This window comes from Streptomyces sp. NPDC050433 (assembly GCF_044458565.1).
Taxonomy (GTDB): domain Bacteria; phylum Actinomycetota; class Actinomycetes; order Streptomycetales; family Streptomycetaceae; genus Streptomyces.
In genome coordinates this window covers 1-12,098 of sequence record NZ_JBITIB010000040.1, presented here as the reverse complement: position 1 = coordinate 12,098, position 12,098 = coordinate 1, and the positions used below count along the sequence as shown (strand labels likewise).

7 protein-coding genes, 1 tRNA gene, 1 other RNA gene and 1 pseudogene are annotated in these 12,098 nt (G+C 70.7%); 6 read left to right on the top strand and 4 right to left on the bottom strand.

All coding sequences use genetic code 11. The annotated features are described in order from the left end of the window. Nucleotides 1–96: 96 nt before the first annotated feature. Nucleotides 97–2,328 (bottom strand): catalase/peroxidase HPI, encoded by a 2,232-nt coding sequence (katG, locus tag ACIBLA_RS33855; protein ID WP_363239900.1) that lies wholly within the window; start codon nt 2,326–2,328, stop codon nt 97–99. A gap of 209 nt (nt 2,329–2,537) precedes the next feature. Between katG and ACIBLA_RS33850 the strand changes: the two genes are divergently transcribed. The 4 genes and pseudogenes from ACIBLA_RS33850 (at nt 2,538) to ACIBLA_RS33835 (ending at nt 5,188) form a co-directional block, all read left to right on the top strand. Further along, nucleotides 2,538–2,948 (top strand): Fur family transcriptional regulator, encoded by a 411-nt coding sequence (locus tag ACIBLA_RS33850; protein WP_363239899.1) that lies wholly within the window; start codon nt 2,538–2,540, stop codon nt 2,946–2,948. A gap of 32 nt (nt 2,949–2,980) precedes the next feature. Then, nucleotides 2,981–3,540 (top strand): annotated as a pseudogene (locus ACIBLA_RS33845) (SRPBCC family protein). 82 nt (nt 3,541–3,622) lie between these two features. Beyond that, entirely contained in the window at nt 3,623–4,531 is a 909-nt protein-coding gene (locus ACIBLA_RS33840; RefSeq protein ID WP_363240093.1) for an aminoglycoside phosphotransferase family protein, read from the top strand. Nucleotides 4,532–4,681: 150 nt separating this feature from the next. Further along, complete coding sequence (locus ACIBLA_RS33835; RefSeq protein ID WP_363239898.1) at nt 4,682–5,188, top strand: DUF6624 domain-containing protein; 507 nt, start codon at nt 4,682–4,684, stop codon at nt 5,186–5,188. Between the two features lie 165 nt (nt 5,189–5,353). Here the strand turns inward: ACIBLA_RS33835 and ACIBLA_RS33830 are convergent, their stop codons facing one another. The 3 genes from ACIBLA_RS33830 to ACIBLA_RS33820 all read right to left on the bottom strand — a co-directional run bounded on the left by ACIBLA_RS33830 (nt 5,354) and on the right by ACIBLA_RS33820 (nt 9,544). After that, nucleotides 5,354–6,775 (bottom strand): DUF234 domain-containing protein, encoded by a 1,422-nt coding sequence (locus ACIBLA_RS33830; protein WP_363239897.1) that lies wholly within the window; start codon nt 6,773–6,775, stop codon nt 5,354–5,356. Between the two features lie 63 nt (nt 6,776–6,838). Continuing rightward, a complete protein-coding gene (locus ACIBLA_RS33825) occupies nt 6,839–9,277 on the bottom strand; it encodes a helicase C-terminal domain-containing protein (protein WP_363239896.1) in 2,439 nt (812 codons plus the stop codon). Nucleotides 9,278–9,459: 182 nt separating this feature from the next. Then, nucleotides 9,460–9,544 (bottom strand) — tRNA-Ser (locus ACIBLA_RS33820). Nucleotides 9,545–9,616: 72 nt separating this feature from the next. On the opposite strand from ACIBLA_RS33820, the gene ffs reads away from it, so the two are divergent. Continuing rightward, an RNA gene (ffs, locus tag ACIBLA_RS33815) (signal recognition particle sRNA small type) lies at nt 9,617–9,715 on the top strand. Nucleotides 9,716–9,761: 46 nt separating this feature from the next. Then, a complete protein-coding gene (locus ACIBLA_RS33810) occupies nt 9,762–12,008 on the top strand; it encodes a DNA polymerase III subunit gamma and tau (RefSeq protein ID WP_399200829.1) in 2,247 nt (748 codons plus the stop codon). Nucleotides 12,009–12,098: the final 90 nt, after the last annotated feature.

Sequence of the window (12,098 nt, the reverse complement as noted above, 5' to 3'; positions counted from 1 at the left end):
ACGGCGGGCACGTAAACAGACGACGGCCAGGCCGACCCGCGAGACCACGGGCCGGCCTGGCCGCCATCAGGGCCGAGGCCGAAGGGACCGAATGGGTCAGACGAGGTCGAACCGGTCCAGGTTCGTGACCTTGGTCCACGCCGCGACGAAGTCGTTCACGAACTTCTCCTTCGCGTCATCGCTCGCGTAGACCTCCGCGACCGCGCGCAGCTCGGAGTTCGAGCCGAAGACGAGGTCCGTGCGGCTGCCGGTCCACTTGACCTCGCCGGTGGCGTCGTCGCGGCCCTCGAACGTGTTCGCGTCGTCGGACGTCGCCGTCCACGTCGTACCCAGGTCGAGCAGGTTGACGAAGAAGTCGTTGGTCAGCGACCCCGGCGTCTTGGTGAGGACGCCGAGCGACGACTCCTGGTAGGTCGCGCCGAGGACACGCAGGCCGCCCACGAGGACGGTCAGCTCGGGGGCGCTCAGGGTCAGCAGGTTCGCCCGGTCGATGAGCAGGAACTCGGCCGGCAGCCGGTGTCCCTTCCCGAGGTAGTTGCGGAACCCGTCGGCCACCGGCTCCAGCGCGGCGAACGACTCCACGTCCGTCTGCTCCTGCGACGCGTCCGCGCGGCCCGGCGTGAAGGGGACCTCGATGTCGAAGCCGGCGGTCTTGGCGGCCTGTTCGACGGCCGCGGATCCGGCGAGGACGATCAGGTCGGCGAGCGAGACCCGCTTGCCGCCGTTCGGGGCGGAGTTGAAGGACTCCTGGATGCCTTCGAGGGTGCGGAGCACCGTCGCGAGCCGGTCGGGGTCGTTGGCCTCCCATCCGCTCTGCGGTTCGAGACGGATACGCGCGCCGTTGGCGCCGCCGCGCTTGTCGCTGCCGCGGAAGGACGAGGCCGAGGCCCACGCGGTGGACACGAGCTGGGACACCGACAGACCCGAGGCCAGGACCTGCTCCTTGAGGGAGGCGATGTCCTCGGCGTCGATCAGCTCGTCCGTCACCTCGGGGAGCGGGTCCTGCCACACCAGCGTCTCGGCCGGGACCTCCGGGCCGAGGTAGCGCACGACCGGGCCCATGTCGCGGTGGGTCAGCTTGAACCAGGCGCGGGCGAAGGCGTCCGCGAACTCCGCCGGGTTCTCCAGGAAGCGCCGCGAGATCTGCTCGTACGCCGGGTCGACGCGGAGCGCGAGGTCGGTCGTGAGCATCGTCGGGGCGTGGCTCTTCGACGCGTCGTGGGCGTCGGGTACGGTGCCGGCCCCGGCGCCCTCCTTCGGCCGCCACTGGTTGGCGCCGGCGGGGCTGGTGAACAGCTCCCACTCGTAGCCGTAAAGGATCTCCAGGAAGCTGTTGTCCCAGGTGATGGGGGTGTTCGTCCAGATGCCCTCAAGGCCGCTGGTGATCGCGTCGCCGCCCTTGCCGGTGCCGAAGCTGTTCTTCCAGCCGAAGCCCTGCTGCTCGATCGGGGCGGCCTCGGGGTCGGCGCCGACGTTGTCCGCCGGGCCCGCGCCGTGGGTCTTGCCGAAGGTGTGGCCACCGGCGATGAGGGCGACCGTCTCCTCGTCGTTCATCGCCATCCGGCGGAACGTCTCACGGATGTCGCGGGCCGAGGCGAGCGGGTCCGGGCTGCCGTTCGGGCCCTCGGGGTTGACGTAGATCAGACCCATCTGGACGGCGCCGAGGGGGCTCTCCAGCTCCCGGTCACCGGTGTAGCGCTCGTCGCCGAGCCAGGTGGTCTCGGGACCCCAGTAGACGTCCTCCTCGGGCTCCCAGACGTCCGCGCGACCGCCGGCGAAGCCGAAGGTCTCGAAGCCCATCGTCTCCAGGGCGACGTTGCCGGCGAGGATCATGAGGTCGGCCCACGACAGGCTCTGCCCGTACTTCTTCTTCACCGGCCAGAGCAGCCGGCGGGCCTTGTCGAGGTTGCCGTTGTCCGGCCAGCTGTTGAGCGGGGCGAAGCGCTGCTGGCCGGCCCCGGCACCGCCGCGGCCGTCGCTGATGCGGTACGTACCGGCGCTGTGCCACGCCATGCGGATGATGAACGGGCCGTAGTGGCCGAAGTCGGCGGGCCACCAGTCCTGCGAGGTGGTCAGCACCTCCGCGATGTCCTGCTTCACGGCGGGCAGGTCGAGGGACTTGAACGCCGTGGCGTAGTCGAACTCCCCGCCCAGGGGGTTGGCCACGGCGGGGTTCTTGGCGAGGATCTTGAGGTTGAGCCGTTCAGGCCACCACTCGCGGTTTCCACCACCCTGAGTCGGGTGCGGGGCGCGCCCGTGGGCGACCGGGCAGCCGCCTTGAGCCGCCGACTGGGGGTCTACGACGATTGCTTCATGGTTCTCAGACATGGGAATCCTTCGGGACCAGGCGGATCACAGTGCTGGGTACGGCCCGGGAGCCGCCACACGCTGTTCCTTGGGTATCGGCCGGAACCGATCCTACGATGGACAGAGTCCAAGTCAAGAAGCGAGCTAAAAGCGCATCCGTAAGAAAACCGGCCATCCGGACACCCGTTGACGACTCCAGGTGTCCCGCGAACACGAACAGGTGAACCGACATGAGCGACCTGCTGGAGCGGCTGCGGGGGCGTGGCTGGCGGATGACCTCCCAGCGCCGTGTCGTCGCGCAGGTCCTCGACGGCGATCACGTACATCTCACGGCCGACGAGGTGCACGCACTCGCGGCGCGGCTGCTGCCCGAGATCTCCCGCGCGACCGTCTACAACACCCTGGGCGAACTGGTCTCCCTCGGCGAGGTCGTGGAGGTCTCCGCGACGGGCCGCGCCATGCGCTACGACCCCAACGCGCACCACCCGCACCAGCACTTGGTGTGCTCCGGCTGCGGCACCATCCGCGACGTCCACCCGACGGGCAGTCCACTGGCCGGGCTGGCGGCGGAGGAGCGGTTCGGTTTCACGGTGTCCGAGGTGGAGATCACGTACCGCGGACTCTGCCCCAGCTGCGTCTAGCGGGTGTCTTGCCGCTCGGAAAATCTCACACCATGTTCACCGCTCCGCTCCTCGCGGTCGGCCTCCTCGGCACCGCCGTGGCGCCCGCCGCGGCCACCCTCACCACCCTCACCACCCGTCGACCCCGACGCCGTCGTACGCCACAGGACCGAGATCGTGATCGACGCGCCGCTGCGCACCATCTGGAAGCTCCAGACCGACGTGGAGCGCTGGCCGACCTGGCAGACCCCCGTCACGACCGCCGAACGCCTGGACCACGGTCCCTTCCGGAAGGGGTCGGCGTTCCGCTGGACGACGCCCGTACCCCCCAATCCCGTAACTCCCGCCACCAGCCTGGACATCACCTCGACGGTCAAGCAGATCAAGCAGGGCTCCTGCATCCGCTGGACCGGCCCCGCGGTCGGTGAGGGACTGCGCGTCGAGGGCGTCCACGTGTGGACCCAAGGTCGCAGGCGGCGTGCGCGTGAGCACCGAAGAGACGCACAGCGGCGAACAGGTCGACGCGAATGTTCCCTTCGCGACCGAGATCCTCCGCACGGGCCTCGAAGCGTGGCTGCTGGAACTGAAGACGGCGGCCGAGGCCCGCCACTGACAGTTCCGGTCCCCCGCCTTGTCCCTCCGCCCCCGAAAACGGCTTTGCGCGGCCTGTGGGCGCCAGCCATGATCCGGGGATGATGGAGAGCCTTTACGCGGATGGCCGTGCGGGGATCGACGCGGGGCTGGTCAGGCGACTGGTCGCGGCGCAGTTCCCGCAGTGGAGCGAACTGCCCGTGACGCCGGTCGAGGTCGACGGCTGGGACAACCGCACGTACCGCCTCGGCGACAGGATGACCGTGCGCCTTCCGACCGCCGAGGGGTACGCCCCCGCTGTCGAGAAGGAGAACCAATGGCTGCCGAAGCTCGCGCAGTCGTTGCCGGTCCCCATTCCCCCGATCCTGGCCGCGGGGGCTCCGGGGGAGGGCTACCCGTTCAACTGGTCGATCCGTGGCTGGCTGGAGGGCGCGACCGCGACTCCCGACCGCATCGACGACCTGACACGCTTCGCCACGTCGGTGGCCGAGTTCCTTCTCGCACTTCAGCGCATCGACGCCGCCGAAGGACCACGCGCGGGCGCGCACAGCGCCTACCGGGGCACGCCGCCCGCCCATTACGACGACGAGACGCGCCGCTCCCTGGCCGCGCTGGACGGCCGCGTCGACACCGACCGGGCGGCGGCCGTGTGGGACGCCGCGCTCGGCACGAGCCGGCAAGGGCCGCCGGTGTGGTTCCACGGCGACATCGCGTTCGGCAACCTGCTGGTGGACAAGGGGGAGTTGGCGGGGGTGATCGACTTCGGCACATCGGGAGTCGGCGACCCGGCGTGTGACCTGGTGATCGCGTGGACCATGTTCTCCGGCGACAGCCGGGAGGCGTTCCGCCGGACGGTCGACCAGGACCCCGGCACCTGGGCGCGAGCCCGCGGATGGGCGCTGTGGAAGGCCCTGATCTGCCTGGTCGACGACATCGACACCAACACCGCCCGCGCCGCCACCCACTTCCGCGTGATCGACGAAGTCCTGGCCGACCACGAGCGTCTCGGCTGAGCGGTCGCTCTCCGGCTCCGGGCGTACATCCATTGTCCCAGCGCACGGAGGTGCCCGTCACCGTTCCCCAGAATGATCTTTACGTCTGATATGCGCCTTTAGGGTTGCGGGCAGGAGGCACAACGCACCGACCTGACCCGGGAGTTGAGAGTGGCGCTCGACATCACCGCACTGACCGCGGAACTCACTGACATGGCCGCGGCCGACCACCGGTCCTCCATCCACGCGAACAGCGACGACCCGGCCGAGCAGCTGTCATGGCGCCGACTGACCGCACGGCACGGTGACCGACTCGGCGAGATCATGGACGAGTACGGCTGGCCGACGGCGGAACTGGTCGGCGAGGAGGCCGCAGCCGCGGCGTGGCTGATCGCCCAGCACGCCGACCGCCAACTCGACATCCAGCGCCGCGCCCTCCACCTGATGCGCCAGGCGGTCTCGACAGGCACTGCCGGCCCGCGCGAGCTGGCCTTTCTGAGCGACCGCACGCTGGTCAACGAGGGCCGCAAGCAGATCTACGGCACGCAGATCGCCGGCGTGAAGGACGGGTCACCGCTTCCGTGGCCCTGCGAAGACCCCGAGGGCCTGGACGAACTCCGCGCGGAGGTGGGCATCGAGCCCTTCAACGAGTACGTCACCAAGTTCCCGACCACCTGACGCCCCGCCCGCCCCCGGTCGCGGGCCCTGAACCTGCACCTGGGGCGACCCGGGGAGGGACAGCGGCGTCCTGACCTGAGGCGGAGCAGGTGGTTTCCGGGCGTGCGAACGGTGCAGGACGGGGGTGAATGCAACCAGAACTGCGACCACGGGAGTTCGGCCCGCTCATGCCCTGCGCCAGGCGCTGAGCAGTTCCTCGGGGCCGTACGCCGCCTGGAGCCCGGAACAACTGGTCCCGTTGCGGGAGACCGCCACGAGCGGTAGCGGCTCGTCGGTGATCGCCGCCCGGTGCTTCTGCAGCGCGGCAAGGTCGTGGCTGTCGAACGCGGAGTTCTCCAGCCACTTGACCGAGCCGAGGAAGAGCAAGTGCTTGGCCACAGGTTGCCTGTCGGCGCCCACCAGGTCGATTTCGACGTCGTTGCTCCGGGTCCAGTACCCGCCGATCGCCGGGGTGGCGGGCAGGAGCCCGTCCGGCAGGAGACGGGCGAGGGATTCCCGGACCAGGGGCTCGATCGCCCGGCCCCGCCAGCTCGTCCACTGCTCCTTGATCCGGCTCAAAGTGAGATCTCCTCGCATCCGCTCGATCTCCGCCATGTGCGGATCCAGAAAGGCGAGCCAGAACCGCAGGTAGGGGTCTGCCACTCGGTAGCGGCGTTCCTTCGACGGTCGCACGGAGAGGGGCAGTTCGGCTGCCACCACCCGCTTCTCGGTCAGGACATCCGTTGCGCGGGTGAGAGTGGTGTGGGAGATGCCGCCGGCGGCGCGCGCGATGTTGGTGAAGGTTCGCTCCCCGCTTCCGATGGCCCGCAGGACTTCCCTGCTCATCGCTTGCGGTGGAAACTCCGCGGCCAGTGAGCGCTCGGCGGAGACCAGCAGCGCCGAGATCGGGTTGTCCAGTGAGTCCTGGAGGAACTCCCAGACGTCCGCTCCGGGCCGCCACTCCGCACAGATCAGTGGGAGACCGCCCGTGATCAGGGCGGCGTCGAAGGCGACCGCCGACGGAAGGTCGAGCATCTCGCCGATGTCGGCCGGGTTCAGCGGCCCCACGACCATTTCCCGGCCGCGCTGGTGGAATGGGCGGTCGTAGCTGTTCAGCGCCTCCATCATCGACAGGTCGGATCCGACCAGGAGGAGTAGTACGGGCTTGCGGCTGAGCAGGCGGTCCCATGCCCGCTGGAGCATGCCCTCGAATGCGTCGATGCGGTCCATGAGATACGGAACCTCATCGATGACGACCACGCTCGGGCTGTTGTCGGGCAGGATCTCCGCAAGGAGCCTGAACGCGGCATTCCACTGCTCCGGGGTCTCCTCCGCGAACAGTTCCCGCTCCGGGAGGGTGGATCTGGCGACGGCGTCGAGCAGCTCCGTCAGCTCGTCGTCCGCCGTGCCGCCCGCTGCGGTGAAAAAGAGGTACGGCGTCTCGGTGCGCCGGAGAAATTCCTCGACGAGGCTGGACTTGCCGACCCGCCGCCGCCCGCGCATCAGGATGCACTGACCGGGTTTCGCCGCCCCGACGGCATCGTGAACCGCCTGCAAGGCGTTGCCGAGCACGTTCAGCTCGCGGTCCCGCCCGATGAAGCGACGCATGGCAAGCCTCCCGTAGGCGATAGTCTCGACAGGGATACTATCTCTATCGATACCATCTGCCTTTCATTCGGGCATGACGCTCATGACGCTGTGGATGCGGGACAGGGTGAAAACGCGCTCGGCGTCCCGAAGGTGGCACCAGGCTTCGAGGTAGGGCGGGTCGAGCATGAGGCGGCTGAGGGTGCGCACGGTCCGGTTGCCCGAGGTGGCGACGTATTCGACGGTGACGGCCTGACCGGCATCGATGGCATGGGAGAGCTGGCGTATGTCGCTGTACGGCAGGCGCTTCGCCCACCCTGCGACGATCTCTTCGGTGTCCGTGGCGAAGGGCACTCCTCCGTCGAACGGCGCGGGTTCTGGGGTCGTGGGCGGGGCGGCCAGCAGCCGGGTCGCCAAGGCGCTCGGGTCGACGGTGGCCGGTGCTTTCGCCGCGACGGTGGCTGTGATCCGGAAGCTGTTCTTTCCCCTGGTGCCGCGCGGGGCCGGAACGGGAGCAGCGGCCCGCCGAGGTCGGGCCCTGTCGATGCGTACCGTGCCCTCGGCCGTCTCGGGGACAGGGGCGTATCCCTCGGCTCGGAGCGCGGTGAGGGTCGTGTCGAGCGGGCTGCCGCTGACCAGCACCGTCGGCGCCAGCTGCCGTAGCCCGAGCCGCGCGAGCCTGCGGTCGGCGGCGATTTCGGCCAGGAGCGCGGGCTCGTCGCTGTGGAGGACGCAGGCGGCGGGGGCGATGCGCACGCGGCCGTGGGTGCGCGCGGTGTCGGTGATGAGGTAGCCCAGAGGCTGGGGCAGGGGCCCGGCGGCGACATCGGCCAGATCGGCCGTGATGTCGACGGGGATACGGCCGGCGTCCAGGGCCCGGCGGATGCTGCCAGCGCTGAACCGCCATACCGACGCCGTGCCGCTGGTCTCCCGGTCGGCAACGGAGTCCAGGAGAGCGGCGAGCCGTGCGGACGGTGTGCCGGACACGACGGCGGTGAGGTCGGCGCCGATCCGGGCCGCTGCGGTGGCCGGGGGCAGCAGCCGCCGGCACTCGGCGCTCAGTCTCTCCGTGTCGTCGGTCCGCAGGTGGATGCCAAGGGCGGACAGGGCGCCTCGAGCGAGTACGCCGAGCAGTTCAGCCTCACGGATCACAGCGGCGAACGGCGTTCCGTCCTGAGGTGATGAGTCGGCCACTGGGCGGTGCCAGGCGATCAGCGGCCCCAGCTCCGAGGCGGCCCTCATACCCTGCCCTGCCGGGAGCTGTGCGGTCGCGGTCAACAGTCCGTGGCGGGCCTGCGCGCAGCCGGCGCAGGGCGGTGCTCCCGCAAGGGCGGGGAGCGCCTTATTGTCCTCGTCGCGCGCCTGGGTGGGAGTGAGCGGCAGGTTCCGCCACGCCTGAAGCAGTACGGCGAACTGCTCCGGGGGTTCCTGTTCCACCCAGGCGTCGTACGCCTCGGTAGGTGCCACGCGATCGCCGTCCCGGCCCAGGAGCCCGGCCGCGTACGCGGTTTCGAGAGTGAGGCGTACGACGGTGTCGTCGGCCTGGGCGGCCTTGCCGATCCGGGCGAGTTCCCGCGCACCGATCCCACCGGACTTCAGCCGGGCCGGCGCGGTCGCCGAGCAGGCCAACAGGACCGAGACGGCACCGGCCGTGAACGCCGCCGCCGCGGCCGACGCCTCGCGGTCCACCTCCGCCGGGGTGACAGACGCCAATCCCGCGGAAGGTGGGACGGGTTGGAACGGGGCGCGCCAGCCGGGCCCGCGCAGCGCGAGCGCCACCTCGGCAGGCATACGGGCCGGGCCGTAGCGGTGCCGGTCCTGGATCAGGAGTCCCCGGTCCAGTGCCCATCGGGCGCCCGGTTCGAGGCCGGGTCCGGGATGCCCGAACATGATGAACTGCGGGGGCTCCCCCGGCGCAGCCCCCGCCCTGCGTTCGAGCAGCTTCCGGGCCGCTGCAGGGGCCTTGGCGACCACTGAGGTGATCTGCTCCGGGTTGCTGTGGTGTTCCACCAGTGCGGCAAGTCGCTGAGGCTTGGTGCCCGGCGGCTTGACGCCCAGCGCCGCCAGCATGCCGCGCAGCTCGTCGGAGGTCGTGCCCGCGAGTAGTTCCGCCAGAGGACCATCGAGCCCCAGGGGTGCGTCCCATGCCTGCCGCAGCGGTGCGGCCATGCGTAGCTTCCCCGCGCCGTCCGGCCAGACCAGAGCATGATCGGCCAACACCTCCAGCACGGCGTCCAGTTCGCGAGCGGTTGCGTCGTCCACTGCTCCCAGCAGTTCCGCCAGGGCATCGCGCGATACGGGCGCACCCAGCGCCGTCAGCGCCTCGGCCACCTGGAGGTGCGGCAGCGCGAGCCGCGGCAGGACGAGCGCCACCGACCCCGGGCGCTGAAGCCGGTCGGCCAACTCCCCCACCGAGCGCGGCTCCGGAAGGGACACGGCGTCCGGCCGTGTCCCGAGCACGCGTGCCAGACGAGAGCCGTTGAGGCTGCCGAGCCATGTCGCCAGCGTGGATCGGGACTTCATGCGGCGTGCACCTCGTCAGACCAGGGAGCTTCGTAGCGGGGCCGGGTTTAAGGATGGCGTATCCCCGTGATCCGCGGGTGCCGCATGAGGGCAGGCTCCCCCTTGGCGGGCGCCAGCGGACACGCCGAGAAGCCGAGCCGCGATTGCGGCTCGGCTTCTCGTTTCGCCTGGTCAGGCGACTGCGGAGGATACGAGATTCGAACTCGTGAGGGGTTGCCCCCAACACGCTTTCCAAGCGTGCGCCCTAGGCCACTAGGCGAATCCTCCGCGACGAACCATACAAGACGGGGAGCGGTGCTCGCGAACTCGTTGTCGGGGGTGGGCATCGGGTACTGTGGGCGCAGCCCCTCACGTGGCGCTATCTGACTGAACTCCCCCAGGGCCGGAAGGCAGCAAGGGTAGGTTGGCTCTGGCGGGTGCGTGGGGGGCGTTCGCGTTGGCGGGCGGGGGTGGGATGTCGTAGCGGGCCGATATCGTCGTAGGTGTGTCGTCCCTAGCGCTGTACCGCCGTTACCGCCCCGAGTCGTTCGCCGAGGTCATCGGGCAGGAGCATGTCACCGACCCGCTGCAGCAGGCCCTGCGCAACAACCGGGTCAATCACGCGTACCTGTTCAGCGGGCCGCGGGGCTGTGGGAAGACCACCAGTGCGCGCATCCTCGCGCGCTGTCTGAACTGCGAGCAGGGGCCCACGCCGACCCCCTGCGGGGTCTGCCAGTCCTGTCAGGACCTGGCCAGGACAGGGCCCGGATCGATCGATGTCATCGAGATCGACGCCGCTTCGCACGGTGGCGTGGACGACGCACGTGATCTGCGCGAGAAGGCCTTCTTCGGGCCGGCCGGCAGTCGTTACAAGATCTACATCATCGACGAGGCGCACATGGTCACCCCGGCGGGGTTCAACGCCCTGCTGAAGGTGGTCGAGGAGCCGCCGGAGCATCTGAAGTTCATCTTCGCGACCACCGAGCCGGAGAAGGTCATCGGCACGATCCGTTCGCGTACGCACCACTATCCGTTCCGGCTGGTGCCGCCAGGGACGCTGCGGGACTATCTCGGCGAGGTGTGCGCCAAGGAGGGGATCCCGGTCGCCGACGGGGTGCTGCCGCTCGTCGTGCGGGCGGGTGCGGGGTCCGTGCGGGACTCGATGTCCGTCATGGACCAGCTCCTCGCGGGCTCCGCCGAGGACGGGGTGACGTACGCCATGGCGACGGCCCTGCTCGGATATACGGACAGTTCGCTGCTCGATTCGACCATCGACGCCTTCGCGGCCGGCGACGGGGCGGCGGCCTTCGAGGTCGTGGACCGGGTCATCGAGGGCGGCAACGACCCGCGGCGGTTCGTCGCCGACCTGCTGGAGCGGCTGCGGGACCTGGTCATCCTGGCCGCCGTTCCGGACGCCGGTACGAAGGGGCTCATCGACGCTCCCGACGACGTGGTCCAGCGGATGCGGGACCAGGCGGAGGTCTTCGGGGCCGCCGAGTTGAGCCGGGCCGCCGATCTCGTCAACACCGGGCTCACCGAGATGCGGGGCGCCACCTCGCCCAGGCTCCAGCTCGAACTGATCTGCGCGCGCGTCCTGTTGCCCGCCGCCTTCGACGACGAGCGGTCCGTCCAGACGCGGCTCGACCGGCTGGAGCGGGGGGTGTCCGCGGCGGCGTTCTCGACCGGGGGGCCCGCGCCCGCCTTGGGGTACGTCCCCGGGCCCGAGGCCCACGCGGCGGGGCAGCCCGGCAACGGACCGGCGGCGGCGCGGGCCGCCGTCCAGGGCGGTGGGGGCGGCGGTGACGAGGGCGGTGCGCCGGGGCCGGTGCCCGCACCCCCTCCGGTGGCTCCGGCCGCCGAGCCCGCACCCAGGCCCGGCGCCTGGCCCGGCGCGGCAACGCCCGCCGCCCCCGAGGCCGGCCGTAAGCCCGGCGGCTGGCCGACCGCCTCGCCGACCGCCGCCCCCACCGCCTCGACCCCCGAACCCGCCCCGGCACCACCGGCGCATGAGCCCGCCGCCGGCCCCGCCATGGCGCAGGGCGCCGGACAGGTGCGGAACATGTGGCCGGACATCCTGGAGGCGGTGAAGAACCGCCGCCGCTTCACCTGGATCCTGCTCAGTCAGAACGCGCAGGTCGCGGGCTTCGACGGGACCACCCTCCAACTCGGCTTCCTCAACGCGGGCGCCCGCGACAACTTCGCGAGCAGCGGCAGCGAGGAAGTGCTCAAGCAGGCGCTCTCCGAGCAGTTCCACGTGCAGTGGAAGATCGAGGCGATCATCGATCCGTCGGGCGGCACCCCGCAGCCGCCCGCGCCCGGCGGAGGCGGCGGAGGCGGCACCGGCGGCAACAACCCGGGCGGAGGCGGAGGTTACGGCGGCGGAGGCGGCTACGGCGGTGGCGGCGCGGCCGGAGGCGGCGGCCCCAGACCCCCGGCACCCGCCCCCACCCCCTCCCAGCGCCCCACACCGCCCGCCCAGTCCGCCAACCCCAACTCCGGCTCCATCTCCGGCTCCCCGATGTCCGGCGCCTACGCCCCCGCCGCGCCCGCGGCCACCGCGCCCGGCCCTACGACGCCCGAACAGCGCCGCCCCTCCGACGGCCCCGTCGCGGCGCCCCCCCGCCACGTCGCCCCCGAGGACGACATCCCTGAAGAGGATGACGCCGACCTCGTCGACTCCGCGCTCTCCGGCCACGACCTGATCGTCCGCGAGCTGGGCGCCACCGTGGTCGAGGAGTATCCGAACGACTAGATGAGTAAGTCCGAAGTCGTGGTCGTGTGCATGAAGCGAGGGTCTCGTTGGTCCGTTTGTGACGACAGACCTCGAAACCCTCGCGCTTGC